We start from the raw sequence: 26,671 nt of genomic DNA, 5'->3' as shown, positions 1-26,671 counted from the left end.
GGTAGAACGGACCTCATGGACCTCACCGACCAGCCCACCGCACTGCTCCCCGGTGACGTGCGGATGCCCCTGCTCGGCTTCGGCACCTGGCAGGCCACCGGCCAGGCCGGTTACGACGCCGTGCTGGCCGCGCTCGACACCGGCTACCGGCACCTCGACACCGCCACCGTGTACGGCAACGAGCGGGAGGTCGGCCGGGCGGTACGGGAGAGCGGGCTGCGTCGGGAGGACCTCTTCATCACCACCAAGCTCCCGCCGGACCGGGTGGGCCGGGAGCGCGCGACGCTGGAGGCCAGCCTGGAGGCGCTCGGCGTCGAGCACGTGGATCTCTGGTTGATCCACTGGCCGCCGTCGTCACCGGGGGACAGCATCCCGCTCTGGCGCGAGCTGCTCGCCGCCCGCGACGAGAACCTGGCCCGGGCGGTCGGGGTGAGCAACTACAGCACCGCGGAGATCGACGAGCTGATCCAGTCCACCGAGGAGAACCCGGCGGTCAACCAGATCCGGTGGAGCCCGTCGCTGTACGACCGGCAGCGGCACGCCGAGCACCGGGACCGGGGCGTGGTGCTGGAGGGGTACAGCCCGTTCAAGACCAGCGACCTCAGCGATCCGGTGCTGACCAGGATCGCCGGCGCCCACGGCGTGTCCCCGGCGCAGGTGGTGCTGCGGTGGCACATCGACCACGAGATCGTGGTGATCCCGAAGTCGGTGACACCGGAGCGGATCACCGCCAACTTCGACGTCTTCCACTTCTCGCTCACCGCCGAGGAGATGCGCGACATCGACGCGCTCGGCGAGGTCTGAATCGGCGAATTCCTTCATGGCATGACCCGGCAATGAAGGGTATCGACATCGACGTACGTGACGGTATAGCGTCCCGTCATCACGTTCGTCGATCCGTTCGTACCCGCCGTCGCTGGAGGATCGCCATGGCCCGAACCCCGTCCATCCGTCTGCCCCGCCGTGGGGTGCTCGGCATCCCCGCCCTGGTGGTCGCCGCGCTGACCGTCGTCACCCGACCCGCCGCCGCGAGTGCCGCGCCGAAGGCCGAGTGCCTCGCCGACCTGCTTCAGGACGCCTGATGGCGACGATCCCCTGGCTGGTGGACGTGCTGCGCGCCGCCGGGGTCCAGGTAGTGGTCGAGGGGGACTGGCTCAACCGGATGCGGCCCGGCTCGTTCGACCCGATCGGGGTGCTCTGGCACCACACGGCCTCGACCTCCAGCGCCAGCAACCCGCACCCGGCGCTCGGCATCTGCATCAACGGCCGGTCCGACCTGCCGGGCCCGCTGTGCCAGGCGCTCGTCGACTACAACGGCGTCTTCCACGTCATCTCCGCCGGACGGTGCAACCACGCCGGGGTCAGCGGCGGCAGCGGGCCGATCCCGGCCGGGGACGGCAACACCCTGATGATCGGGTGGGAGATCGACTACAACGGCGTCAACCAGGAGATGACCGCCGCGCAGTACAACGCGTCGCTCGCCGCCACGGCCGCCGTGCTCACCCGGCTCGGCCGGGACAGCAGCCACGCCCGAGGCCACCGGGAGACCAGCACCAGCGGCAAGATCGACCCGTCCTTCATCGACCTGAACGTCATGCGGGCCGACGTGGCGGCGAGGATGGCCGGCGGCGGAACGGCCTGGTCCTCCACGGTGGACAACACCACCAGTGGTCGGTTCACCGCCAGCGCCAACTGGGGCGTGTCGTCGTACTCCAGTCAGCGCTACGGCGCCGACTACCGCTACGCGGACCCGGTCGCCGCCAGCGACGTCGCGTGGTACAGGTTCAACGTCCCGGCCACCGCCAACTACCGGGTCGAGGCATGGTGGCCCGCGAACTCCGGCTACAACAGCGCCGCCCCGTACATCGTCGCCACCAGCGCCGGTAACCAGACCGTCCGGGTCGACCAACGGGCCACCGGCGGGCAGTGGCGGGTCCTCGGCACGTTCACGCTCCCGGCCGGTGACGCCAACCGGGTGGGCGTGAGCCGGTGGAGCAACACCGCCGGCCTGGTCATCGCCGACGCCGTACGCCTCACCCGCGTCTGACCCCGTCCACGTCCGCCCCGGACTGACGCGTCCGCCCCGGCTTGATCGACTCGACTTCCCGGAAGTCGGGGTGTCCCACGTGCGAGGATGCCCCGACTTCAAGGAACCCGAGTGGATCTCCTGAGTGGGGGCGCGGCCGCTTGGTCGCGCCCCCACGACAGTTCAGGTGCGGGAGCAGGTTGCCCCGTTGAGCGAGAAGCTGGTCGGCGACGAGTACGAGCCGCTCAACGTCCCCTGGTAGCCGAAACTGGCAGTGCCGCCGGGTGCGACCGACCCGTTGTGGCCGGTGTTGCGGGCGGTCACCGCCGACCCGCTCTGGCTCACAGTGGCGTTCCAGGCGTTGGTGACCTGCTGCCCGCCGGGCAAGCTGTAGGTGAGCGTCCAACCGTTGATCGCGCTGGATCCGGTGTTGGTGATCTGCACGTCGGCCGTGAAGCCGTTGTTCCACGAGTTCGCCGTGTACTTCACCGCGCAGCTCGCGCCGCCGCTCGGCGGCGGGGTCGTCGGGTTGGTCGGCGGCTGGCCGCCACCGTTGACGTTTGCCGAGAACGAGGTCACCGCGAGGCCGACGCCGCCCTGCCACGGCTCGAAGCCGGCCTGGATGCTGGTCAGGTACCAGGAGCTGGTGATCGCGCCCCGGTTGCGGGTGTCGTTGATGAAGTCCAGCACGCTGAAGTTCAGGCTGGAGACCGCCGACGACGCGACGTAGGAGATGACGTTGTTGGAGCCGTTGCTGCCCCGCCAGACCTCCCAGGTGCGGCCGGCCAGGTTCGTGGTGCCGACGACCGAGCCGATGGGCTGGATCGGACCCTGCCGGTTGAGCCAGATCATGATCTCCATCTGGTTCACCCCGTCCCGCTTCGGCGACGGGTCCAGCCAGATGTCGTACGACGCGTTGTAGGTGGCGCCGCTGACGTAGCGGTAGGAGATGCTGCTGGTGGCGCTGCTGATCTGGCTCACCTGGATCGGCAGGTTCGTGCCGGGGGAGCAGTTGGTGTAGTGACAACCGAAGAACACCGAGGGGTACGCCGTGGGCGCCCCGTTCGTGGGGCTGCTGCCGTTCAGGGTGGTGATCTCGAAGCCGTTGTTTGTGGCGTTGATGCACTGCTGGGCGGTGGTGCCCCAGCGGTTGTTCTGCACCACGTAGCGGCCCCCGATGACTGTCGAGCCGTACTGTTCGCAGATCTGGGTGTCGGCGGAGGCGCTGCCGCCGAGGGCTACTGCCACCAGCGAACTGGCGACCAGCAACCCGGCGGCGGCCAGGGCCCGAAGTTGACGTTTCATGACGCTCCTTGACTCGGCGCGTGCCGGGCGCCGGATGTGGTGGGGCAGTGCGGGAGCGCTCCCACGCTCAACGACACATTTACATGTCTGAAACTGGTGCGCAACCGTCCGGGTCGAACTGGTGAATTGTGAGGATTGCCATCTCCCGCCGGGACGGCTGGCCGCGGACGGCCAGCCAAGCGGCGCGGGTCACCGACGAGCGGCGGGGTGCGGGCCGATTGGGCCTGGTGTGCGCCGATCGCTCCGAGTAGCGTGTTGCCTCCAACGCGTGCCGCTCCCCCTCCGGAGGCGTACACCACCATGGGTGGCTCCCCCCTGCGCGTCCTCGTCGTCGGCGCGGGCATCGCCGGCCTGGCCGTGGCCCGGGCGCTGCGCCTGGCTGGCTTCCGGCCCGACGTCACCGACAAGCTGCCGCCGGGGGAGTCCACCGAGACCGGTCTCTACCTGCCCGGCAACGCCGCCCGCGCGCTACACCGGCTCGACCTGCACGACCCGGTCCGGCCGATCGGGCAGGTGATCCGCCGGCAGCGGTTCTTCGACGCCGCGGGCGCGCAACTCTGCGAGGTCGACCTCGACGCACTCTGGGCCGGCGTCGGCGAATGCCGGGCGCTGCCCCGGGCCGACCTGCACCGGGTGCTGCTCAGCGGTGCCGGCGGCGCCGTCCGACACGGCGCCGAGGTCCGCACCCTGGACCTTCTCCCGGGCGCGGTCGGCGTCACCTTCACCGACGGCACCACCACCGAGTACGACCTGGTCATCGGCGCCGACGGGCCACGCTCCTCGGTCCGCGCGCTGGCCGCGCTCGGTGGGCCGCCCCGCCCGGTCGGGCAGGTGGTCTACCGGGCCGTCCTGCGCGACGGCCCACCGGTCACCGAGTGGACCGCACTGCTCGGCCAGCGCTCCGGGTTCCTGATGGTGCCGATCGGTGCCGGGCGGCTGCACCTCTACGCCGACGAGGCCGGCACCGAGGAACCCGCCGACCCGCTGGCCCGGCTGCGGGACCTCTTCGCCGACTACCGCGGCCCGGTACCCGAGGTGCTGGCGGCCCTCGACGACGTGCACGTCGGGATCACCGACGAGGTGGAGTTGGGCCGCTGGTACCGGGGGCGTGTCCTGCTGGTCGGCGACGCCGCGCACGCCACCGCGCCGACGCTGTCGCAGGGTGCGGCCATGGCCCTGGAGGACGCCGTGGTGCTGGCCGAGTCGCTGCGCGCCGCCAACAGCGTGGAGGCGGCGCTCGTGGCGTACGAAAGTCGTCGCCGTCCGCGTACCCGATGGGTGCGGGACCGGACCCGGGACCGCAACCGCACCAGGGACGTGCCGCCGGCGCTGCGTGACCCTCTGCTGCGCGGACGCGGCGGCCGGATCTTCGGGGAGCACTACCGGCTCCTGCTCGGCCCGCTGTAGGCCCGTAGTAGATCGTGTCACGCCACCCCACGCGGCGCTGCGACCTGCCGGGGACTATCCTCCTTGCGGATGACGGCCCGCCGATAACCAGCGTGTGCCGAGCGGGACAACCGAGAACCGGAGGCCACTCGTGACCACCGTCGCACCCAAGCCGGTCGTGACCCGGCCCTGGCCGGTCCGGGAGCCGGTCAAGGGGTCGGCCATCGCGCGGCTGCTGCGAACCACGGACGCGAAGCAAATCGGGATCATGTACATGATCACCGCGTTCGTGTTCTTCATGATCGGTGGCCTGATGGCTCTGGTCATGCGTGCTGAGCTGGCCCGACCCGGGCTGCAGTTCCTGTCGCCGGAGCAGTACAACCAGCTCTTCACGATGCACGGCACGATCATGTTGCTGTTCTTCGCGACGCCGATCGTGTTCGCGTTCGCGAACTACATCGTGCCGATCCAGATCGGCGCGCCCGACGTTTCCTTCCCCCGGCTGAACAGCTTCGCCTACTGGCTGTACCTGTTCGGCGGGACGATGGCGACCGCCGGATTCATCACCCCGGGTGGCGCCGCTGACTTCGGCTGGTTCGCGTACGCGCCGCTGAGCAGCGTCGAGCACTCGCCGGGCGTCGGCGCCAACATGTGGATCATGGGTCTGGCCATCTCCGGCCTGGGCACCATCCTCGGCGCCGTGAACATGATCACCACAGTGCTGACCCTGCGCGCGCCCGGCATGACCATGTTCCGGATGCCGATCTTCACGTGGAACATCCTGGTCACCAGCCTCCTGGTGATCCTGGTCTTCCCGCTGCTGGCCGCCGCGCTCTTCGCGCTCGCCGCGGACCGCATCCTCGGCGCGCACGTGTACGACCCGGCAACCGGTGGGCCGATGCTCTGGCAGCACCTGTTCTGGTTCTTCGGGCACCCCGAGGTCTACATCGTGGCGTTGCCGTTCTTCGGCATCATCAGCGAGGTCATCCCGGTCTTCTCCCGCAAGCCGATCTTCGGCTACAAGGGTCTGGTCGCCGCGACCGTCGCGATCGCCGCGCTCTCCATGAGCGTCTGGGCGCACCACATGTTCGCCACCGGCCAGGTGCTGCTGCCGTTCTTCAGCTTCCTGAGCTACCTGATCGCCGTGCCGACCGGTATGAAGTTCTTCAACTGGATCGGCACCATGTGGCGGGGCCAGATCAGCTTCGAGACGCCAATGCTCTGGGCGGTCGGCTTCCTGGTCACCTTCCTCTTCGGTGGTCTCACCGGTGTGCTGCTGGCCAGCCCGCCGATCGACTTCCACGTGTCGGACTCGTACTTCGTGGTGGCGCACTTCCACTACGTGCTCTTCGGCACCATCGTGTTCGCGGTCTTCGCGGGCATCTACTTCTGGTTCCCGAAGATGTTCGGCCGGATGCTCGACGAGCGCCTGGGCAAGGTGCACTTCTGGCTCACCATGATCGGCTTCCACACCACGTTCCTGGTGCAGCACTGGCTCGGCAACGAGGGCATGCCCCGTCGGTACGCTGACTACCTGCCCAGCGACGGCTTCACCACGCTGAACACGATCTCCACGATCGGCGCGTTCATCACCGGTATCTCCACGCTGCCGTTCATCTACAACTGCTGGAAGTCGTACAAGACCGGCCCGGTGGTCGAGGTGAACGACCCCTGGGGTCACGGCAACTCGCTGGAGTGGGCGACCAGCAGCCCGCCGCCGCTGCGCAACTTCGACCGGATGCCGCGGATCCGCTCCGAGCGGCCGGCGTTCGACGCGAAGTTCCCGGAGTTGGCGGCCGGTGGCCAGAGCCTGGCCGGCCCGCCGGAGGGTGGCGCCAAGCCGCTCACCAGCGAGTCGGACGGCGGCGCCAGCTACCGCGAGGACACCGCGAGCGACGTCGACCGGCACTGACGCTCAAGCTCGGCAGTACGACGGGCGCCGCACCCCGGGACACCGGGAGCGGCGCCCGTCGCCATGTCCAGCCAACGTCACTCAGGCGCCTCGCGCCCGCGCCTCGCGCGGCCTGTCCGCCCGTCCGCCCGTTCCTGGCCGCTCCACCGTCCCCTTCACCGGCGCGTCGCCTGTGTCTGTCTAGCCGGGATCGGCTGGCCGGTCTAGCCGGGCTCAGTTCGGCCGTTCTAGCCGGTCTGGCTCCGAGGGGGCTATGTGCCTGAAGAGCCTGATGTCTGTGAGTCATCAAGATGACTGACAGACATCAGGCTCTTCAGCATGCATGGAGGGCCGGCTGCCCGGCGGACTGCTGCGTGTTCCACCCGCCTATCCCGGCCTACCTGGTCCACGGCCTACCTGGTCCACGGTCGGCCCGGCCCCACCGCCGGCCGGTGGGCATCAAACCGCCGTCGGTGGCGTGGGCGCAGCCGTCAGCGGGCGGCGGCGGTGAGGTCGGCCTCGGCGGGCGTCGGGGTGGCCGCTTCGGCGTTGCGGCGGCGGCGGCGCAGCTCGATCGGGAGGACCACCACTGTGACCAGCGCGCCGAGCGCACCGGTCACCACGAAGCCCCAGAGTGGCGCGCTGGCGTCGATAACCGCGCCGGCGAGCGGTGCGCCGACCGCGATGCCGACGGTGACGGCGGAGCCGTGCAGCCCCATCGCCTCACCGCGTACCTCGGCCGGAACCAGGCGGCTCACGGCGTCCGAGCCGGCCGCGATGGTCGGCGCGCAGAGCGCGCCGGCGGGGATCAGCGCCAGGCACAGCAGCCACCAGTGCGCACCGCCCAGCCCCACCGGAATGGTGCACAGGGCCAGCGCGGCGGTCAGCACCAGCGGGGAGAACGAGCGGTGCACGGCCCCGTAGGCGAAACCGCCGGCCAGCGAGGCGACCGCCCAGATGGCCAGGACCGCGCCGGTCCAGCCGACCTCGCCGCTGGCCCGCAGGACGGCGACCACCGCCACGTCGGTGCCCCCGAGCACCAGGGTCGCCGCGGCGCTGAGCGCCAGGACGGCGAGCAGCCGGGGGGTCAGCCACTCCCGGCGCGGCACCCGGCGTTGTGGGCCGGTGGGCTCGGTGGCCTCCCGGATCGGTGGGTTGACCACCCACAGGGCGATCCCGGCGGCGACGATGCCGCCACCGACCAGGTACATGGTGGTCTGCGCGGAGATCGCGGTGACCAGGGCCACCGCCAACGCCGGGCCGATCATGAAGGACAGCTCCACCGACATCGAGTCCAGTGCGTAGGCCTGGCGGCGTTGGTCCTCGGGGACCAGCGCGGCGATCGACTGACGGACCACGGAGAAGATGGGCAGGGCCAGGGAGCCGGCCACGAACGCGGCCGGCAGGAGCACTGGGTACGCCAGCGTCGGCGCGGTGGACCAGAAGATCGCCTCGGCGATGGCGGTGAGCACCAGGACCGGGCGCAGTCCACGCCGGTCCACGAGGCGGCCGAGTAGCGGCCCGCCGATCGCCGCGCCCACTGTGACCGCCGCACCCACCAGGCCGGCCGCCCCGTAGCCCCGATCAAGATCGAGCACCACGTGGAAGGTCAGCGTCACCCCGGTCGCGGTGAGCGGGATGCGGGCGAGGACGGCAACCAGTAGCAGCGACCGCAGACCGGGCAGGGCGAGCGCCCGCCGGTAAGGCTTCATGTTCACGTGGGTCCGTACCTCCGGCGACATCTTCGACCGGCGGCGGCCCCTTGGCCAACCAATTAGCGCCTCATGCGGCCCTGATCACAGGCTGGCCGTGCATGATCACCCCGGCACCCTCCAACGCGCGCAGGGCCACGTCGGTGGTCGCCGGGGCGACGGCGGCGGTCAACTCCAGCAGCACCGTGGTGGCGAAACCCTCCCGGGCGGCGTCCAGCGCGGTCGCCCGGACGCAGTGGTCAGTGGCGATGCCGACCACGTCGACCCGGTCCACGTCGCGCCGACGCAGCCAGTCGGCCAGGCACTCACCGTCGTCGGCATGCCCCTCGAAACCGGAGTACGCCGCGGCGTGCTCGCCCTTGTGGAAGATCGCCTCGACCCGGGCGGTGTCCAGCTCCGAGTGGAACTCCGAACCGGTGGTGCCGACCACGCAGTGCCGGGGCCAGGACTCCACGAAGTCCGGCGGATCGCCGAAGTGGGCACCCGGGTCGACGTGGTAGTCCTTGGTGGCGACCACGTGCGTCCACCGGTCCGGCTCGGCGGCGAGTAACCGGGAGATGCCGGCGGCCACCCCTGCGCCGCCGGCGACGGCCAGCGAGCCGCCCTCGCAGAAGTCGTTCTGCACGTCCACGATGATCAGCGCGTTGGCCATCGGGGGGTTTCCTCTCTCCGCACTGTCGGTCGGTCGCTCGGGAATGACTCAGCCAGCGGGTACGACGGTGACCGGCACGGCCGGATCGCCGGCCGAGAGCTTCAGTCCCTCCCACGGGATGGAGATCAGGCACTCCCGCAGGTGCTCCCGTGACTCGTCGAGGGTGGGCAGCGGCACCGACTCACCGGCGACCACGTACGACTGCTGGAGCAGGCGGTCGTTGGGCTGCCGGTCGGGAACGCCCTGCGGGACGATGACCTCCTCGGTGGCGGTGCCGGTCGGCTTGTGCCGGCGGACCGCCACCTTTCGGCCGCCGATGGTGGCCTTGTGCTCGGAGCGCTTCACGACCGGACGTCCCTCGACCTCGACCAGCTTGTAGACCAGCCCGGCGGTCGGCGCCCCGGAGCCGGTGACCACGGCAGTGCCGGCGCCGTACATGTCCACCGGTTCGGCGGCCAGCGAGGCGATCGCGTACTCGTCCAGATCACCGGAGACGATGATCTTGGTCTCGGTGGCGCCCAGCGAGTCGAGCAACTCCCGGGACTGCTGAGCGATCACCGCGAGGTCGCCGGAGTCGATCCGTACCGCCCGCAGGTCCGGCCCGGCCACCGCGATGGCGTTGCGGATGCCCTGGCTGATGTCGTACGTGTCGACCAGCAGGGTGGTGTCCTTGCCCAGCGTGGCGACCTGCGAGGCGAACGCAGCCCGCTCGTCGTCGTGCAGCAGGGTGAACGCGTGCGCCGCGGTGCCCGCCGTCGGGATGCCGTAGCGCGCGCCCGCGGCGAGGTTGGACGTGAACCGGAACCCGGCCAGGTACGCGGCCCGCGCCGCGGCCACCGCCGCCTCCTCGTGTGCCCGACGTGACCCCATCTCGATCAGCGTCCGGCCCCGCGCCGCTGTCACCATCCGGGCCGCCGCGGCGGCCACCGCACAGTCGTGGTTGAGCACTGACAGCGCCACCGTCTCCAGCACCACACATTCGGCGAAGCCGCCGGAGACGGTGAGGATCGGTGAACCGGGGAAGAACAGCTCGCCCTCGGCGTACCCGTCGATGTCGCCGGTGAAGCGGTAGTCGGTGAGCCACGCCGCCGCCGTCTCGTCGACCACACCGGTCCGCAGCAGGAACTCGACCTCGGCGGGGTCGAACCGGAAGTCGCGGATCAGCTCGATCAGCCGGGCCGTCCCGGCGACCACGCCGTACCGGCGGCCGCTGGGCAGCCGGCGGCTGAACACCTCGAAGACACACCGGCGGTCGGCGGTGCCGTCCTTCAGTGCCGCGCTGACCATGGTCAGCTCGTAGTGGTCGGTCAGGAGCGCGGGGCGGTGGATGCTCACCGCCCCACCCTAAGGTTCAGCTCGGGTCGCCGCCGTCGTGGCCCGGGATCGAGCGCAACGCCGCCCACAGCTCGGCCCGGCCGGTGACGCCGAGCTTGGCGTAGATCCGCTGGAGGTGGTTCTCCACAGTGCGCGCCGAGAGGTAGAGCCGTTCGGCGATGGCCCGGCTGGGAGCGCCGTGCGCGGCGAGGCGCGCCACCTGCCACTCCCGCTCGGTGAGCACTGGCGCACCGGCCTGGAGCGCCGGCGTCCGGATCAGGTCACAGCGCCCGAGCAACCCGGCGAGGCGCTCCCGTGCGTCGTTGGCGGCAGCCGAGTGCTGCCGGCGCAGCCGCTGGACGGCCTGGGAGGTGGCCTCGGCGGCGTACACGGTCAACTCCAGCGCGGCATAGTCGTCGGCGACCGCGAGCAGGTCGGTGGGAGAGTCGGTCACCGCGGCGCGGGCGTGCCGGGCCAGCAGCGGCGGAAGCACCCCGTCGACCCGCTCGGAGAGCTCGGCGAGGCGTTGCGCGACGGTGCGCCGACCACCGTCGGAGCAGGTGGGGCCGACCGCCATGCCCGCCTGGTCGAGTCGGACGAGGTCGTGCAGGACGTGCACCTCGTGCCCGGCGAAGCCGTCCGAGCGCAGCCGATCCACCAGGTCACCGAGGTGTTTGACAGCGCCCGGCAGGTCGCCCGAGGCGGCGAGCGACGCGCCCCGGGCCTGCTCCAGCCACGGGTAGAGCACCGCCATGCCCGGTGCGTGGGTGCGGTCGGCTTCGGCCATCGCCGCAACCGCCTGCGCGGCGTCACCGCGCAGCGCCGCCGCCTGGGCGCGTTCGGCCTGGGCCAGACCGGCGTAGACCCGACTCGTGGCCAGCACCGCGCAGGCACCCAGGGAGGTCCGCATCGCCGCGTCGCTCTGCCCGCGCAGCCGGGCCGCGTACGCCTGAAGGATGGCCAGGTAGCCCGTGCCGAGGCGGAAGTCGCCGGCTCCGGCGAGGTCGGCGAACTCGTCGGCCACTATCGCGTCGATCCCGGCCAGGTCCCCGGTGAGCATGAGCCGGGTGCCTCGGGCCAACTCCAGGGCCAACTGGAGGTACGGCATGTCGGTGCGCCAGCTCGCCGCGGCCGAGTGCACCTGGGCGATCGCCGTACCGCTGCGGGTCAGCTCGCCCTGCGCGGCCTGGACGTACGCGATTGTGGAACGGGCCAGCTCGCGGGCGGCGACGCCGGCCGCCGGCCGGTCCAGTACTCGTCGGCTGAGCTGCACCGCGGTGGCCGTGTCCAGTCGGTGCAGGCGCATGATCGCCTCGAAGGCGTGCACCCGGGACCGGTCGGCGGAGTCGCTGAGCTGCTCGACCCGGCTCGCGATCTCCTCCACCGTGGACTCCTGGCTCAGCCCCCAGTAGCTGACCATGCCGCGTACGGTCAGCCAGCGGCAGAGCCGCCGTTCGTCGCCGGGCTCGGGGGTGACCGCGTCGAGGACGTCGATCGCCTCGTCGGGGCGGTCGGCGAACATCAGGATGGTGGCTAGCAGCTCAGCCGCGTCGTAGCCGCCGTCGGCGTGCAGCGCGGCCCTTGCCAGGCGGGTCGCCAGCGGCACGTCGTAGCGGGTGAACGCCTGTACCGCGGCGTCCAGCAGCAGAGCCGGGTCCTGTGCGGTGCCCGAGTCGAGTCGCCAGACGGCCACCCGCAACAGGTCGTCGCGTCGGCGTTTGCCGACCTGCTCGAGCAGCTCGGCGAGGTGTGCCTGAAGTCGGCGGGTGCGGCTGACCGGGCAGCGACGGCGCATCACCTCGCCGTAGAGCGGGTGTGCCAGCCGGACGTTGGTGCGCCGGTCGTGCTGAATGACGGTGATCAGCCCGCGTTCCTCGGCGGTCTCCACGTCCGACTGCTCGGCGGCCTGCCTCAGGAGGTGCAGGCCCAGTGGTTCGCCGAACGCGACCAGCTCGACGACCGCGCGGACGCCGTCGGTGAGCTTGCCGACCCGGGTGTCGATGAGGTCGGTCAGGCTGGGCGCGAGTTCCAGTCGCCCGGTCCACTTCCAGATCCCGTACGTGCGCTTCAACTCGGCGCTGCCGTTGGCGGCGTGCACCAGCTCGCGCAGCAGCAGCGGGTTGCCGGCCGACAGCTGGCCGAGCCGGTCGGCGGAGCCGGCGTCGACCGGGCCGCCCAGGATCGCCGCCAGCAGGTCGGTGGTCTCCTCCCGCGGCATCGGGGTCAGCTCGACGTGCTCGACCAGGTCGTCGGTCCAAAGTGCGCGGATCGGCAGTGGGATCTGCTCGCCGTCGCGCAGGGTGCCGAGCACTGTGGCGTTCTCGGCGCGGGCGACCAGATGCACGAGTGCGGCCGAGGGGGGATCGAGCAGGTGGGCATCGTCGATGGCGAGCACGATCCGCCGGCCGGCCGCCTGCTGTTGCAGCACGTTGAGCGCCCAGCGCAGGATGCCGGCGGGGGAGAGGCCCTGGGGCTGCTCGGCGGGGAGGACCTGGACCAGCCCACCGAACGGCAGCGCCGCTGTGGTGGCGCTGGCGGCGATGGACCAGATCGCGAACCGGTCGGTGGGCAACGCGCCCACGCCCTCGCGCAGCAGGCGACTCTTGCCGATGCCAGCGCTGCCGCTGAAGAAGAGCCCGCGGCCGGCCTCACCGGTCACCGCCTCCAGCAGGCGGTTGAGCTCACCCGTGCGGCCGACGAACTCCCATCGACTCATTCGCGCAGCATATCGACCGGAATCCGTCCGCGCCCGCACCGTCACCGTGCGAAGTTGAGTAATCGCACAATTACCGGTGAGTATTCGAGGTGTTCCGCCCGGTCGCCAGCCCGGCCGTAGTCTTCCGACATCCGGGTTGAGTACCGGAATTTTCGCGACCGGACCCACGGTCACCTGCAACGGGAGGCACCTGATGAAGCAGGGCCCTCTCCCCTCGGTCGATTCGCCGGACGACATGACCGGCCCAGCGGACCTACCCACCTGCGGCCCTCTTCCCACCCGGGTCGGCGTGTCCGGCGCAGCTCCGGACGAGCCGCTCGGTGTGGTCGCCGTCGGCCCGGCCGGTGCCGAGCGACGTGCCGTGCTCGCCACCCTGCTCGGGCTCGACCCGGTCATGCTCACAGTGCCGGCGGGCAGTTGGTTGGTGGTGCGCGACGCCAAGGTGCCCACCCGGGCGGCGTTCGTGCCCGGTTACCGCCAGCCGCACTCGTACGGCGCGGACCGGGACGCCGCCGGTCCGGCGTTGGCCCGCCCGCCCCGGCGTGTCGAGCTGAGCGTGCCCCAGCCGCTGCTGCGGCACTTCACCCTGGTCGACGTCCCGGACACCGCCACCCTCGGCGTGTCCGGCACCCGGGTGCTGCTCGAAGCGGCGGGTCGAGCCGGCGCGCTGCTCTTCGTGATCGCCGCCGACCAGGCCTTCACCGCCGCCGAGTTGAACCTGCTCGCCGAAGTCGCCCCGACCTCGGTGGAGGTCGTCTTCGCGGTCACCCCCGGCGCGGCGGGGTGGGCTCCGCTTGCCGACGGCATGGCGACTACGGAGGGCGCGGGGGCGTCCGTCCCGCCGGTCGTGGGCGCGGAGACCGAGGTGGATGCGGTCGCGGTGACGGTGGAGGCACATCGGGCGGCGCTCCTGGCCGCGGTGCCGGCGCTGGCCGGCGCGCGGTGGTTCCCGGTCGACGGCGCCGACACCGCCGCCGACCTGCGGCGGGCGCTGGTGAGTTGGGCGTCACGTGAGGGGTTGCAGCGGGCGAGCGTCGAGCCGCCGGTCCTGCCGGGCCAGCAGGGCCGCGTCGCCGTGGCCGCCGATCCGGGTGACTGGTCCGAGCGGCTCGACCGCCACGCCCGCTCGTGTGCTCAGCGGATCCGCCAACACCTCGCCCTGGAGTTGGCGAACATCCACCTTCGGGCCGTCCAGGAGATCGTGTTCGGCGTCGGCTGTGCCGGCCTACCGGATCTCCTCGACCGGGAGTTGGCGGCGTTGTCGCTGTTGGCCAGCGCGCAGTGCGACCAGGCGGTGCGCGGGATCGTGACCGACGTCGCGTCCCGGGTGCTCGGCGCGCCGCCGTCCGAGGGCGTGCGACGTCGGATCGCCACCGCCGTGCAGTACGGCCTCGCCGATCACCGGCCCGGCCACGAACTGGACAAGGTGCTGCTGGTCACCAGCACTGCCGGCGTGGCCGAGTTGACCGGCCTGGAGGCGATCGACGCCGCCGCCAGCTATCCGGCGGCGTCCCGGGACGAGGTGCTCCCGCCGGTCGCGGTGGCGCTCTCCGGCGGGTGCTGGCAGCAGTGGCGTACGCCCGGCAAGGACGACCACAGCGCGGCGCGGGCCTGGTCCCAACGGGCGGTGCGCGAGGTCGAGTTGGGGTTGTCGCGGGAGATCTCCCGACGGTTCGAGGTGATCCGCCTCTCGCTGGGCGTGGTGCTCTCCGATGCAGTCGATCACGGCATTCTGCTCGCCTGACGGCGCGCCCACCGGTTGGTTCGGGTCCGTGCCGGACCCCACCTCCGATGGCGTCCGTGGCGGGTCGGGAGGGCCCGGGGTGGGTGATCCACGCCGGGCCGGCGTTCCGGTTCCTCGGTTCCGGGAAACCGGTGGCACGATGGGGGGCATGGCGGCTCCGCAGGTTGCACCGGTCGAGACGCCGGACACTGACGAGGTGCCGGCGTCCGACCGGCAGTGGGTGACGATCGTGTGGGACGACCCGGTCAATCTGATGACGTACGTGACCTGGGTCTTCCAGAAGCTTTTCGGCTACAGCCGGGAGAGGGCCGAACAGCTGATGCTGGACGTGCACCACAAGGGCCGTGCCGTGGTTTCCACCGGCGCCCGCGAACGGATGGAGCACGACGCGTCGCAGCTGCACGCGTACGGGCTGTGGGCGACGGTGGACAGATCATGAGCATGTTCCATCGCCAGGCCGGTCACTACGTCGCCGTCTTCGCCGTCGACGAGGTGCGGGTGCTGCGCAAGGTCGCCTCCGAGGTGGTGGGTCTGCTCACCGACGGCTTCGACCACACCGACCCGGTGGTCGGTCGGCTCTTTCCGGCGGTCTACCCGAAGGACGCTCCGGGCACCGCCGAGTTTCGCCGCTACACCGAGGGCGACCTGAAGACCGCGAAGATCGATCAGGCGGGGGCGATCCTGGCCGCGTTGCCGGACGACGCCGGTGGCGAGGTGCGGCTCGACGCCGAGGCCGCCGAAGCGTGGTTGCGGGCACTGAACGACGCCCGGCTCGCGATGGGCGTCCGCCTGGAGATCAAGGACGGCACGGATCTGGGCGAGGAGTTGGACGACGCGGTCGCTGAGGACCCGGGTTCCAGCCGGGTGTTCCAGCTTTCGGTCTACGCCTATCTCGGGTACCTACAGGAGTCGCTGCTCAACGCCTTGATCGACTAGGGGTGACCGGCACCACTTCGGCCCGTGCCCGGCAGGCGTTAGGCTGGTGCACGTGCTGAGCATCGACCGGTCGATCATCGACGCGATCGTCGCCCACGCGCGCCGGGATCACCCTGACGAGGCGTGCGGCGTGGTCGCCGGTCCCGTCGGCAGCGACACCCCGACCCGGCACATCCCGATGGACAATGCCGCGCGGTCGATGACCTTCTACGAGTTCGACTCGATGGAGCACCTGCGCGTGTGGCGGGAGATGGACGACCGGGACGAGGAGCCCGTCGTCATCTACCACTCGCACACCGCGACCGAGGCGTATCCGTCGCGGACGGATGTCTCCTTCGCCGGTGAGCCGGGGGCCCACTACCTGCTCGTCTCGACCCGTGAGCCCGACTCGGAGGAGATCCGGTCGTTCCGGATCGTCGACGGCGTGGTCACCGAGGAGCCGGTCCGTGTCGTGGAGGCCGGTGTCGACCCGCACGCCGTCCAGTCCTACATGTTCGGGCAGAGCCCGGCGACGGTCGATTACGAGTGTTCCGGCCGCTGACCTGTCAGCGCCGCAGCCCGTCTCGTCCCGTCACCGTAGGCACACCCGATCGAGGAGTTCCACATCATGGCCATTGAAGTTCGCATCCCCACCATCCTGCGCAGCTACACCGGCGGCGCCAAGGTCGTCGACGGCACCGGCGACACGCTTGCCGATCTGCTCACCGACCTGGATTCCCGGCACGGCGGTCTGCGCGGCCGGCTGATCACCGACGCGGGCACGCTGCACCGCTTCGTCAACGTCTACGTGAACGACGAGGACGTCCGCTTCCTCGGCGCGCTCGACGCGAAGCTCTCCGACGGCGACAGCGTCACCATCCTGCCGGCGGTGGCCGGCGGCGCGTTCGGCTTCGCGGCGGCAGCGGCGATCAGCTCGCACAGCATCAGCTCGCAGAGTGTCGCCGCCGCGGTGGCCCGCGACGCCGTCGCGGCTCGCTGAGGTCGGCCGCCATGGCGCGGTACGACAGCCTGCTCGACGCCTGCGGGGGTACGCCGCTGGTCGGCCTGCCCCGACTCTCCCCGACGGTGCCCGACGGGGCCCCTCCGGTGCGGCTCTGGGCCAAGCTGGAGGACCGTAACCCCACCGGCAGCATCAAGGACCGCGCGGCGCTGTTCATGGTCCGGGCGGCGGAGGAGGCTGGCCGGCTCCGCACGGGTGACACCATCCTCGAGCCGACGAGTGGCAACACCGGCATCTCGTTGGCCATGGTGGCCAAGCTGCGCGGCTACCGGCTGGTCTGTGTGATGCCGGAGAACGTCTCCACCGAGCGGGTGCAACTGCTCCGGATGTACGGTGCCGAAATCATCTTCTCGCCGGCGGCGGGTGGTTCCAACCAGGCGGTCGCCACGGCGAAGCAGATCGCCGTCGAGCACCCCGACTGGGTGATGCTCTACCAGTACGGCAACGAGGCCAACGCGCGGGCACACTACGAGACGACCGGGCCGGAGCTGCTGCACGACCTGCCCAGCATCACGGACTTCGTGGCCGGGCTGGGCACCACCGGCACCCTGATGGGCACCGGGCGTTACCTGCGGGAAAAGGTCGAGGGCATTCAGATCGTGGCCGCCGAGCCGCGCTACGGCGAGTTGGTCTACGGCCTGCGCAACATCGACGAGGGGTACGTTCCGGAGCTCTACGACGCCTCGGTGCTCTCCCGGCGGTTCTCGGTCGGCACCCGGGACGCGGTGCTGCGTACCCGCCAGCTCGTGGAGGTGGAGGGCATCTTCGCCGGGTTCTCCACCGGTGCGATCCTGCACGCCGCGCTGGCGGTGGCGCACGAGGCGGTGCGCGACGGCCGGCGGGCCGATGTGGCCTTCGTGGTGTGTGACGGCGGGTGGAAGTACCTGTCCACCGGCGCGTACGGCGGCACACTCGCCGATGCCGAGGACGCCCTGGAGGGGCAGCTCTGGGCCTGACCGGTCTGGTCTGCCGACTACGGGCCGTCGACATTCGTCGACGGCCCGTACGCATCCCGACGTACCGCGAGCGGGTGTCACGTTCGTGACAACTTCCGTTGGATGATTCTTGCTGCCGGGTGCGCCAGCGTAGGCTGCGCAGCGTGGCGTACGCGTCGGTAGAGATCATGGCCGGGACCAGCGCCGGCGCGGGTGCTACTGATAGTGACAGCGAGACCACTCGATGCGACTGACCGTTCTGGGAAGCGCCGGCAGTTTCCCTGGCCCCGAGTCGCCCTGCTCGGCCTACCTCGTCGAGGCTGACGGCTTCCGGCTCCTCGTCGACTTCGGCTCGGGGTCGCTGTCCAGCCTCCAGCGGTACGCGGGCTTGCACGCCCCGGACGCCATCCTGCTGACCCACCTGCACTGCGACCACATGTTCGACGCCGTGCTGTACGTGGTGGTGCGCCGGTACGCCCCGGACGGCCCCTACCCGGCGCTGCCGGTGTACGCGCCCGCCGGCGCGCCGGACCGGCTCAGCGCCGCCTACGGCGACGACGGTTCGGTGGAGGACGTCTACCAGTTCTACGCGCTCCAGCCGGGCACCTTCCCGATCGGCCCGTTCGCCGTCACCGTCGACCGGGTCAACCACCCGGTCGAGACGTACGGTGTGCGGCTGGAGCACGACGGCCGTTCGCTGTGCTACTCGTCGGACACCGCGCCCTGTGAGGCGCTGCTGCGGTTGGCCCAGAACGCCGACGTGTTCCTCTGCGAGGCCAGTTACCTCGACGGCATGGACAATCCGCCGGATCTGCACCTGACCGGTCGGGAGGCCGGCGAGGCGGCGACCAAGGCCGCTGTGGGTCGGCTGCTGCTCACCCACCTGGTGCCCGCCTGGGGCAGCGAGGCGCACACATTGGAGTCGGCCGCTTCCGCGTACACCGGGCCGCTCGAGGTGGTCCGGCCCGGCGCCAGCTACGACGTCTGACGCACCGAGTCCCGGTTCGCGAGGCCGGGCCGCGGTGTTGTGCCGTACTGTTCGCCGGCCGGTCAGCGGACGGTCGTCTGGCGCACCCGTGGCACCCGCACGGTGTGGGCATGCGGATCGCCATCGTGACCGAGTCGTTCCCACCGGATGTGAACGGCGTCGCGCACTCAGTGGTGCGGACGGCGGAGCACCTGCTCCACCGGGGCCATGAGCCGGTGGTCATCGCGCCCGCCCCGCCCGGTGGCCGGCAGGGTGTCGACCGGCTGCCGTACCCGGTGGTGCGCATTCCGAGCCTGCCGCTGCCCCGCTACCAGGGCTTCCGGCTGGGCGTACCGACAAACGCCCGACTGACCGGAGCGCTGCTCTCGGCCGAGCCGGACGTGGTGCACCTGGCCAGCCCGTTCGTCCTGGGCGCCCGGGCGGCCATGCTGGCCAGCCGGAACCGGCTGCCCACGGTGGCCGTCTACCAGACCGATGTGGCGGCGTACGCCCGGGCGTACCGGGTGAGTTGGGGTGAGGCGGCGGCCTGGCGGCGGATCCGCGAAATCCACAATTCGGCGCAGCGCACCCTCGCCCCCTCCACCCGGGCCGCCGCTGACCTGATCGCGAACGGTGTGCAGCGGATCTGGCTGTGGCGGCGCGGTGTGGACGCCGTTCGCTTCGACCCGGCCAAGCGGTGCGCCGCGCTGCGGGACCGGCTGGCGCCCGGCGGTGAGCTGCTGGTCGGCTACGTCGGGCGGCTCGCCCCGGAGAAGCGGGTCGAGTTGCTGGCGGCGACGTCCCGACTGCCCGGGGTGCGGGTGGTGGTGGCCGGCGACGGCCCTACCCGCCGGCAGTTGGCCCGCGAGCTTCCCGGGGTGACCTTCCTGGGCGTGCAGCAGGGCGAGGACCTCGCGCGGCTCTACGCCAGCCTCGACCTGTTCGTGCACACCGGACCGCACGAGACCTTCGGCCAGACCATCCAGGAGGCGCTGGCCTCCGGGGTGCCGGTCGTGGCACCGGCCAGCGGTGGCCCGGTCGACCTGGTCGACGAGGGCGTGACCGGGCTGCTGGTGCCACCGAACGACGGCGACGCGCTCGCCGCGGCGGTGGCCGAGCTGACCGGTGACGACGACCGGCGGCGGGCCTACGGGCTGGCCGCCCGCGTCGCTGTCAGTCGCCGTAGCTGGGCGGCGGTCGGCGACGAGCTGATCGGGCACTACCACGCGGTACGCGCCGTCGCCGCCACCGTCGGCCTGCCGGCCGCCTCGTGACCGGGGCCACCGGTGGGCTGCGGATCGTGCGGCTCGCCAACTTCGTCACGGAACGCTCCGGCGGCCTGCGTACCGCGCTGCGGCACCTCGGTGCCGGCTACCGAACGGCCGGCCACGATCCGGTGCTGGTGATACCCGGTCAGCGGGCCGCCGACGAGACGTACCCGTGGGGGCGGGTGATCACAGTGCCCGGGCCGCGGCTGCCGGGCAGCGGTGGCTACCGGCTGCTGACCGGCCGACGCCGGTTGGCCCAGCTCCTCGACGACCTGACACCGGACCGGTTGGAGGTCTCCGACCGGTCGACACTGCGGTGGACGGGCCGGTGGGCGCGGTCGCGCGGGGTGCCGTCGGTGATGGTGTCGCACGAGTCGCTGACCGGGCTGCTCGGCCAGTGGGGTGTGCCAGACACGCTGCGCCGGCCCATTGCCGACCGGCTCAACCAGGCGACGGCTCGGGCGTACGACCGGATCGTCTGCACCACCCGATGGGCTGCCGAGGAGTTCGACCGGATCGGCGTCGACAACCTGGACCTGGTGCCGCTCGGGGTGGACCTGGACACCTTCTCCCCGTCCCGGGCCGACCCGCTGGTGCGCGAGCGGTACGGCGACTCCAACGAGGTGCTGTTGGTGCACTGCGCCCGGCTGTCAGCGGAGAAGCGGCCGGAGTTGGCCGTGCAGGCCCTCGCCGAGCTGCGCCGCGAGGGCGTACCGGCGGTGCTGGTGATGGTCGGCGACGGCCCGTTGCGCGGCGCGCTGGCCCGCCGGGCGGCAGGACTGCCGGTGACGTTCACCGGCTTCCTGCCGGACCGCAGCGCGGTGGCCGCTTTGCTGGCCAGCGCCGACGTGGTGCTGGCGCCCGGCCCGGTGGAGACCTTCGGCCTCGCCGGCCTGGAGGCGCTGGCCTGTGGCACCCCGGTGGTGGTCAACGCGGCCAGCGCGCTGCCCGAGGTGGTCGGCGAGGCGGGGCTGGCCGCGTACGGCTCCGGGGCGTCGATGGCGGCGGCGGTGACCCGCCTGGCGGCCCGGCCGGAGGCGCAGCGGCGGCGGGCCGCCCGGGCGCGGGCCGAGAAGTTCGGCTGGCCGGCCGCGGTCGCCGGGTTCCTCGGTGTGCACGGCGCGGACGTTCCTCGGGGCACCGCGAGCGAGGTGGATCGCCGCACCGCATAGGGTGCAGGCATGGTGCGACCTGACGGGCGAGGGCCCTCTCAACTTCGACCGGTGACCCTGACCCGTGGCTGGAGCACCCATCCGGAGGGCTCGGTGCTCGTCGAGTTCGGCGGCACCCGGGTGCTCTGCACGGCGAGCGTCACCGAGGGGGTGCCCCGCTGGCGCAAGGGCTCCGGGCTCGGTTGGGTGACCGCCGAGTACGCGATGCTGCCCCGGGCCACCAACACCCGCTCCGACCGGGAGAGCGTCAAGGGTCGGGTCGGTGGCCGTACCCACGAGATCTCCCGGCTGATCGGCCGTAGTCTGCGGGCCAGCATCGACCTCAAGGCGCTCGGCGAGAACTCGATAGTGCTCGACTGCGACGTGCTCCAGGCCGACGGCGGCACCCGCACGGCAGCGATCACCGGCGCGTACGTCGCCTTGCACGACGCGGTGGGCTGGCTCGCCGCCCGCAAGGCGTTGGCCGGCAAGCCGGAGAAGGTGATGCACCGCTCGGTGGCCGCGGTCAGCGTGGGGATCATCGCCGGGGAGGCCCGGCTCGACCTCTGCTACGAGGAGGACGTCGCCGCCGAGGTGGACATGAACGTGGTCTGCACCGGTGCGGGCGACTTCGTCGAGGTGCAGGGCACCGGCGAGGCGGGCGTGTTCGCCCGCGACCAGCTCGACGCCCTGCTCGACCTGGCCGTCGCCGGCTGCGCCGAGTTGGCCGAAGCCCAGCGGAAGGCACTCGCATGAACAAGGTCCTGCTCGCCACCCGTAACCGCAAGAAGCTGGTCGAGCTACAGCGGATCCTGGACGGCGCGCTCGGCGCGCACCGGATCGCCCTGCTCGGGCTGGACGACGTCGAGCAGTACGCGGAGCTGCCGGAGACCGGCCTGACCTTCGGCGAGAACGCGCTGATCAAGGCGCGGGAGGGCTGCCGGCAGAGCGGGCTGCCGACCATCGCCGACGACTCCGGGCTCGCTGTCGACGCGCTCAACGGCATGCCCGGGGTGTTCAGCGCCCGCTGGTCCGGCCAGCACGGCGACGACCGGGCCAACCTTCAGCTGGTGCTGGACCAGATCGCCGACGTCCCGGACGAGCAGCGGGCCGCCTCGTTCGTCTGCACCGTGGCGTTGGTGCTGCCCGGCGGCAAGGAACACCTCGTCGACGGCCGGCAGTCCGGGCGGGTGCTGCGTGCGCCGCGCGGTGACGGCGGGTTCGGCTACGACCCGATCTTCCTGGGCGACGGACAGGACCGGACCAACGCGGAGCTGACCCCGGCGGAGAAGGACGCCATCAGTCACCGGGGCAAGGCGCTGCGCGAGCTGGCCAAACTGATCGCCAAGGTGCTGCCGCCCGCCTGACGGGCACCAGGTGCTGCCGCCCGCCGCCTGACCCGCGGCGGACGACAGCGACCCGCCGGAGATCAGCCCAGCGGGCCGACCTCCCGTTCGATGGCGGCGCGCAACTCCGGCCCGGCGACGACGGCGCGGGCCGCCTCCATCACCGGGGCGAGGAACACGTCCGGGCCGGGCTCGCCGGCTGCCGCACCGAGCGCGGCGACGGCCGCCCGGCCGGCCGGCGACGGCTCCAGCGGGGCGCGCAACTGGAGGCCGCGCACGCCGGCCAGCAGCTCCACCGCGAGCAGGCTGGTCAGGTTGTCCAGGACAGTACGCAGCTTCTTGGCCGCCGCCCAGCCCATCGAGACGTGATCCTCCTGCATTCCGCTGGTGGGCAGCGAATCCACCGAGGCGGGGGCGGCCAGTCGACGGTTCTCGGCGACGATCCCGGCCGCCGTGTACTGGGCGATCATCAGCCCGGAGTTGACCCCGGCGTCGGGGGAGAGGAACGCCGGCAGCTCCCGGGAGCGGGTGACGTCGAGCAGCCGGTCGACCCGCCGCTCGGCGATCGCGCCCACCTCGGCGGCGGCGATGGCGAGGAAGTCCGCGGCGAAGCCGAGCGGTGCGCCGTGGAAGTTACCCGTCGACTCGACCCGGCCGTCCGGCAGCACCACCGGGTTGTCCACCACTGACACCAGTTCCCGGCCGGCGACGGTGCGGACGAAGTCCAGTGTGTCGCGGGCCGCGCCGGCCACCTGCGGCGCGCAGCGCATCGAGTACGCGTCCTGCACGGCGTGCGCCAGGTCGTCGCGGTGCGAGTCCATCACCCGGGAGTCCTGCAACAGGCGGTGGATGTTCGCCGCCGACGCCGCCTGACCGGGGTGTGGCCGGATCGCGTGCAGCTCGGGCAGGAACGGCCGCTCCGAGCCGAGCATCGCCTCGATGGCCAGCGCTGCCGTCACGTCGGCCATGGCGAACAGGTGCGCCGCGTCGTGGATGGCCAGCAGCAGCATGCCGAGCATGCCGTCGGTGCCGTTGATCAGCGCCAGCCCCTCCTTGGCGGCCAGCTCGATCGGCTTGAGCCCGGCGGCGGTCAACGCGTCGGCCGCGTCCTGCCGCTCACCGGCCGGGCCGAGCACCCAGCCCTCGCCGAGCAGCACCAGCGCGCAGTGCGCCAGCGGCGCCAGGTCACCGGAGGCGCCCAGCGAGCCGTGCTCCGGCACCCAGGGGGTGATGTCGTGGTTGAGCAGGTCGACAAGGGCCTCCGCGACCAGCGGCCGGACCCCGGATCGGCCCAGGGCGAGGGACCGGACCCGCAGCAGCATCATGGCCCGGACCACCTCGCGCGGCATCGGGGCACCCACCCCGGCGGCGTGCGAGCGGATCAGCGCGTGTTGCAGCTCGGCCCGCCGCTCCGGGGCGATGAAGGTGTTCGCCAACGCGCCGAACCCGGTGGAGACCCCGTAGACGGGACGGCCCGACGACTCGATGCCGTCCACGATGGCCCGGCTGGTCGCCATCGCGTCGACGGTGGCCGGGGCGAGGACGACGGTGGCGGTGCCGCGGGCCACCGCGAACACGTCGTCGGAGGAGATCCCGGTGGGCTGAATGGTCACGTGCGTCATTGCGGAACTCCGTTGCGTATTACCTGGCGGATCAGGGGGACACCGGGCCGGTAGGCCAGGTGCAGGTGTGACGGCGCGTCGAGGACGACGAGGTCGGCCCGCGCGCCGGGGGTGAGGACACCGATGTCGTCGCGGCGCAGCGCCCGCGCGCCGCCGGCGGTGGCGGCCCAGACCGCCTCCGCCGGGGTCATCCGCATCTCGCGGACCGCGAGGGCCACGCAGAACGGCATCGACGACGTGTACGACGAGCCGGGGTTGCAGTCCGTCGCCAGCGCCACAGTGACACCGGCGTCGAGCAGCCGGCGGGCGTCCGGGTAGGGCGAGCGGGTGGAGAACTCCGCGCCGGGCAGCAGTGTCGCCACGGTGCGGGTGCCCGACCCGTCGCTGTGGGCCGTGTCGGCCAGCGCGGCCACGTCGGCGTCGCTCAGGTGGGTGCAGTGGTCGACGCTGGCCGCGTCCAGCTCCACGCCCAACTGCACCCCGGGGCCGGGGCCGAGCTGGTTGGCGTGCAGCCGTACGCCCAGCCCGGCGGCCTGACCGCAGGCCAGGATGGCGCGGGCGTGGTCCACGTCGAAGGCGCCCCGCTCGCAGAACACGTCGATCCACTTCGCGTACGGGGCGGCGGCGGCCAGCATCGGCCCGCAGACCAACCCCACGTAGTCGTCGGGGCGGTCGGCGTACTCGGCGGGCACCACGTGCGCGCCCAGGAAGGTGGTCTCGGTGCTGGTCTCGGCGGCGATCCGCAGCGAGCGGGCCTCGTCGGCGACGGTCAGGCCGTACCCACTCTTGATCTCCATGGTCGTGGTGCCCTGGCGCAGAGCCTCCCCGCGCAGCCGGCGCACCGTGGCCCGAAGCTCCTCGTCGGTGGCGGCTCGAGTGGCACCGACAGTGGTCCGGATGCCGCCGCCGGTGTAGGGCTGACCTGCCATCCGGGCGGCGAACTCGGCGGCCCGATCCCCGGCGAAGACCAGGTGGGCGTGGCTGTCCACGAAGCCGGGCAGCACGGCGGCCCCACCGGCGTCGACGTGATGGTCGGCGGCCGGCGCGTACGCGGACGGCCCGACCCAGACCACCCGGCCCTCCTCGACCAGCACCGCGGCGTTGCGGCGGATGCCGAGCGGGCCCTCGCCGGCGCCGTTGGTGACCAGCTCCCCGATGTTGTCGACCAGCAGGCTGCCGCTCATGCGGGTGTCACCGCCTCGATCGCGGACGACAGTTCGGCCGGCACGTCCACTGTCAGGTGTCGGCCCTCGGCCACCACCACCCGGCCGTCCACCACCACCTGCTCGACGTCGGTCGCGCCGGCGGCGAAGAACGCGCCCACCGGCGGCACCCCGGCGGTGCGGGCGCTGTCCAGGCGTACCGTCACCAGGTCGGCGCGGGCGCCCACAGCGATCCTCCCGGCGTCGGCCCAGCCCAGCGCGGCGTGCCCGGCGACGCTGGCCGCGTTCAGCAGGTCCAGCGGCGCGAAGTGACCGCGCCGGCGGGTGCGCAGCCGCTCGTCCAGCTCGACCGCCCGAGCCTCCTCGAACAGGTCGATCACGGCGTGGCTGTCGCTGCCGAGGCTCAACCGGATGCCTGCGTCGGCCATCAGCCGGGCCGGGCCGATGCCGTCGGCGAGGTCCCGCTCTGTGGTCGGGCAGAGGCACACGCCGGTCCGGCTGTCGGCGAGCAGGGACAGGTCCGCGCTGGTGGGGTGGGTGGCGTGGACGGCGGTGGTGTGCGGCCCGAGCACGCCGTGCTCGGCGAGCAGCGCGGTGGGCGAGCGCCCGTGCACGGCCCGGCACTCGTCGTTCTCGGCGGGCTGCTCGGAGAGGTGCACGTGCAGCGGCGCCTGCCGCTCCCGGGCCCAGTCAGCGACAGTATGCAACTGATCGGCCGGGACGGCCCGCACCGAGTGCACCGCCGCGCCGACCCGGACGTGCGGGTCCGTCGGTGGGAACGCCGAAGCCCGCTCGGCCCAGTGGCCCGCGTCACCGTCGCCGAAGCGGCGTTGCGGCCCGGCGAGGGGTCGACCGTCCACGCTGGAGGTCAGGTAGCAGGTGTCCAGCAGTGTGAGCCGGATCCCGGCGTGCGCGGCGGCCTCCACCAGCGCCGAGCCCATCGCGTTCGGGTCGTCGTAGGCGCCGCCGTCCGGTCGGTGGTGCAGGTAGTGGAACTCGCCCACGCAGGTGATCCCGGCGAGCGCCATCTCGGCGTAGACGGCCCGGGCCAGCGCGAGGTAGGTGTCCGGGTCCAGCCGGTCCGCGACGGCGTACATCTGGTCCCGCCAGGTCCAGAAGTCACCCCGCCCACCGTGGGTACGCCCGCGCAGCGCCCGATGGAAGGCGTGCGAGTGCGCGTTCGCGAGGCCGGGCACTGTGAGGCCGGGCAGCGGCGCCGCGTCGGCGTACACCTCGACCCCCGCCGGTGGCCGGCTGTCGGGGGTCAGCGGCGTCACCGCTGTGATCCGGCCGTCCTCGACCTCGATGAGCACGTCGGGCGTGGGCTCGGCGTGCTCGGGCAGCCAGGCGTATTCAGCGAGCCAGCGGGCGGTGGTCATACTCCTCGCCTCCTTTGGAGCTGAATCGTCTGCGACATCAGCGGCCGGGGTGACATCAGCCGCCGGGGTGCCACCGGCGGCCGGGGTGACGCCGACAGGTGGGGTGACGCCGACAGGTGGGGTGACGCCGACAGTTGGGGTGACGCCGACAGGTGGGG

General features: G+C 72.1%; 24 protein-coding genes. 16 read left to right on the top strand and 8 right to left on the bottom strand.

The window, feature by feature from the left end:
* The first annotated feature begins 15 nt into the window (after window positions 1-15).
* The 3 genes from OG598_RS21305 (at window position 16) to OG598_RS21295 (ending at window position 2,047) form a co-directional block, all read left to right on the top strand.
* Window positions 16-804 carry an aldo/keto reductase gene (locus tag OG598_RS21305; protein ID WP_203120964.1) on the top strand — a complete coding sequence of 263 codons (789 nt, stop codon included), beginning with the start codon at window positions 16-18 and terminating at the stop codon, window positions 802-804.
* Between the two features lie 125 nt (window positions 805-929).
* Window positions 930-1,082 (top strand): hypothetical protein, encoded by a 153-nt coding sequence (locus OG598_RS21300; RefSeq protein WP_238666485.1) that lies wholly within the window; start codon window positions 930-932, stop codon window positions 1,080-1,082.
* Window positions 1,082-2,047: a golvesin C-terminal-like domain-containing protein gene (locus OG598_RS21295; protein WP_328650757.1), complete on the top strand. Its 966-nt coding sequence runs from the start codon at window positions 1,082-1,084 to the stop codon at window positions 2,045-2,047. The genes OG598_RS21300 and OG598_RS21295 overlap by 1 nt, the downstream gene beginning before the upstream one ends.
* Before the next feature lie 162 nt (window positions 2,048-2,209).
* On the opposite strand, the gene OG598_RS21290 is transcribed toward OG598_RS21295, so the two are convergent.
* Window positions 2,210-3,331, bottom strand: coding sequence for a GH12 family glycosyl hydrolase domain-containing protein (locus OG598_RS21290; RefSeq protein ID WP_328650756.1), 1,122 nt, complete (start codon window positions 3,329-3,331; stop codon window positions 2,210-2,212).
* A gap of 300 nt (window positions 3,332-3,631) precedes the next feature.
* Here OG598_RS21290 and OG598_RS21285 point away from each other — a divergent pair, with 300 nt between their 5' ends.
* On the top strand, window positions 3,632-4,738 hold the full coding sequence (locus OG598_RS21285) for an FAD-dependent monooxygenase (RefSeq protein ID WP_328650755.1): 1,107 nt from the start codon (window positions 3,632-3,634) through the stop codon (window positions 4,736-4,738).
* A gap of 130 nt (window positions 4,739-4,868) precedes the next feature.
* Window positions 4,869-6,629, top strand: coding sequence for an aa3-type cytochrome oxidase subunit I (gene ctaD / locus OG598_RS21280; RefSeq protein ID WP_210780947.1), 1,761 nt, complete (start codon window positions 4,869-4,871; stop codon window positions 6,627-6,629).
* A gap of 470 nt (window positions 6,630-7,099) precedes the next feature.
* On the opposite strand, the gene OG598_RS21275 is transcribed toward ctaD, so the two are convergent.
* From OG598_RS21275 to OG598_RS21260, 4 genes are read right to left on the bottom strand one after another with little or no spacing between them, the layout of a single operon-like run.
* A complete protein-coding gene (locus tag OG598_RS21275) occupies window positions 7,100-8,350 on the bottom strand; it encodes an MFS transporter (RefSeq protein ID WP_328650754.1) in 1,251 nt (416 codons plus the stop codon).
* Between the two features lie 40 nt (window positions 8,351-8,390).
* On the bottom strand, window positions 8,391-8,972 hold the full coding sequence (locus tag OG598_RS21270; protein ID WP_328650753.1) for an isochorismatase family protein: 582 nt from the start codon (window positions 8,970-8,972) through the stop codon (window positions 8,391-8,393).
* A gap of 48 nt (window positions 8,973-9,020) precedes the next feature.
* Window positions 9,021-10,307 (bottom strand): nicotinate phosphoribosyltransferase, encoded by a 1,287-nt coding sequence (locus tag OG598_RS21265; RefSeq protein ID WP_328650752.1) that lies wholly within the window; start codon window positions 10,305-10,307, stop codon window positions 9,021-9,023.
* Window positions 10,308-10,323: 16 nt separating this feature from the next.
* A complete protein-coding gene (locus tag OG598_RS21260; RefSeq protein ID WP_328650751.1) occupies window positions 10,324-13,002 on the bottom strand; it encodes a LuxR C-terminal-related transcriptional regulator in 2,679 nt (892 codons plus the stop codon).
* Window positions 13,003-13,195: 193 nt separating this feature from the next.
* On the opposite strand from OG598_RS21260, the gene OG598_RS21255 reads away from it, so the two are divergent.
* From OG598_RS21255 to rdgB, 11 genes are all read left to right on the top strand, one after another.
* Window positions 13,196-14,746: a hypothetical protein gene (locus tag OG598_RS21255; protein WP_328650750.1), complete on the top strand. Its 1,551-nt coding sequence runs from the start codon at window positions 13,196-13,198 to the stop codon at window positions 14,744-14,746.
* A gap of 148 nt (window positions 14,747-14,894) precedes the next feature.
* The gene (clpS, locus tag OG598_RS21250; protein WP_088946433.1) at window positions 14,895-15,185 is read left to right on the top strand and encodes an ATP-dependent Clp protease adapter ClpS; all 291 of its coding nucleotides are present in this window, start codon (window positions 14,895-14,897) and stop codon (window positions 15,183-15,185) included.
* Entirely contained in the window at window positions 15,182-15,682 is a 501-nt protein-coding gene (locus OG598_RS21245) for a DUF2017 domain-containing protein (protein ID WP_328650749.1), read from the top strand. Before clpS ends, OG598_RS21245 begins: the two co-directional genes overlap by 4 nt.
* Window positions 15,683-15,734: 52 nt before the next feature.
* Window positions 15,735-16,223 carry a Mov34/MPN/PAD-1 family protein gene (locus OG598_RS21240; RefSeq protein WP_030487200.1) on the top strand — a complete coding sequence of 163 codons (489 nt, stop codon included), beginning with the start codon at window positions 15,735-15,737 and terminating at the stop codon, window positions 16,221-16,223.
* A 66-nt stretch (window positions 16,224-16,289) separates the two neighbouring features.
* On the top strand, window positions 16,290-16,661 hold the full coding sequence (locus OG598_RS21235; protein WP_328650748.1) for a MoaD/ThiS family protein: 372 nt from the start codon (window positions 16,290-16,292) through the stop codon (window positions 16,659-16,661).
* Between the two features lie 11 nt (window positions 16,662-16,672).
* Window positions 16,673-17,638, top strand: coding sequence for a PLP-dependent cysteine synthase family protein (locus tag OG598_RS21230; protein ID WP_328650747.1), 966 nt, complete (start codon window positions 16,673-16,675; stop codon window positions 17,636-17,638).
* A gap of 223 nt (window positions 17,639-17,861) precedes the next feature.
* The gene (locus OG598_RS21225; RefSeq protein WP_030331266.1) at window positions 17,862-18,605 is read left to right on the top strand and encodes an MBL fold metallo-hydrolase; all 744 of its coding nucleotides are present in this window, start codon (window positions 17,862-17,864) and stop codon (window positions 18,603-18,605) included.
* 110 nt (window positions 18,606-18,715) lie between these two features.
* Window positions 18,716-19,858: a glycosyltransferase family 4 protein gene (locus OG598_RS21220; RefSeq protein WP_328650746.1), complete on the top strand. Its 1,143-nt coding sequence runs from the start codon at window positions 18,716-18,718 to the stop codon at window positions 19,856-19,858.
* Window positions 19,855-21,024 (top strand): glycosyltransferase, encoded by a 1,170-nt coding sequence (locus tag OG598_RS21215; RefSeq protein WP_328650745.1) that lies wholly within the window; start codon window positions 19,855-19,857, stop codon window positions 21,022-21,024. The genes OG598_RS21220 and OG598_RS21215 overlap by 4 nt, the downstream gene beginning before the upstream one ends.
* Before the next feature lie 9 nt (window positions 21,025-21,033).
* Window positions 21,034-21,759 (top strand): ribonuclease PH, encoded by a 726-nt coding sequence (gene rph / locus OG598_RS21210; RefSeq protein WP_328650744.1) that lies wholly within the window; start codon window positions 21,034-21,036, stop codon window positions 21,757-21,759.
* Window positions 21,756-22,370 carry an RdgB/HAM1 family non-canonical purine NTP pyrophosphatase gene (rdgB, locus tag OG598_RS21205; protein ID WP_328650743.1) on the top strand — a complete coding sequence of 205 codons (615 nt, stop codon included), beginning with the start codon at window positions 21,756-21,758 and terminating at the stop codon, window positions 22,368-22,370. The genes rph and rdgB overlap by 4 nt, the downstream gene beginning before the upstream one ends.
* A 62-nt stretch (window positions 22,371-22,432) precedes the next feature.
* On the opposite strand, the gene hutH is transcribed toward rdgB, so the two are convergent.
* From hutH to OG598_RS21190, 3 genes are read right to left on the bottom strand one after another with little or no spacing between them, the layout of a single operon-like run.
* Window positions 22,433-23,971 (bottom strand): histidine ammonia-lyase, encoded by a 1,539-nt coding sequence (hutH, locus tag OG598_RS21200; RefSeq protein ID WP_328650742.1) that lies wholly within the window; start codon window positions 23,969-23,971, stop codon window positions 22,433-22,435.
* The gene (gene hutI, locus OG598_RS21195) at window positions 23,968-25,155 is read right to left on the bottom strand and encodes an imidazolonepropionase (protein ID WP_328650741.1); all 1,188 of its coding nucleotides are present in this window, start codon (window positions 25,153-25,155) and stop codon (window positions 23,968-23,970) included. Before hutI ends, hutH begins: the two co-directional genes overlap by 4 nt.
* Window positions 25,152-26,513 carry a formimidoylglutamate deiminase gene (locus OG598_RS21190; RefSeq protein WP_328650740.1) on the bottom strand — a complete coding sequence of 454 codons (1,362 nt, stop codon included), beginning with the start codon at window positions 26,511-26,513 and terminating at the stop codon, window positions 25,152-25,154. The genes hutI and OG598_RS21190 overlap by 4 nt, the downstream gene beginning before the upstream one ends.
* Window positions 26,514-26,671 lie beyond the last annotated feature (158 nt).

The sequence above is a fragment of the Micromonospora sp. NBC_00330 genome (assembly GCF_036136635.1).
In the GTDB taxonomy this organism is placed as follows: domain Bacteria; phylum Actinomycetota; class Actinomycetes; order Mycobacteriales; family Micromonosporaceae; genus Micromonospora; species Micromonospora salmantinae.
This window is presented reverse-complemented; position numbering and strand designations above follow the sequence as displayed.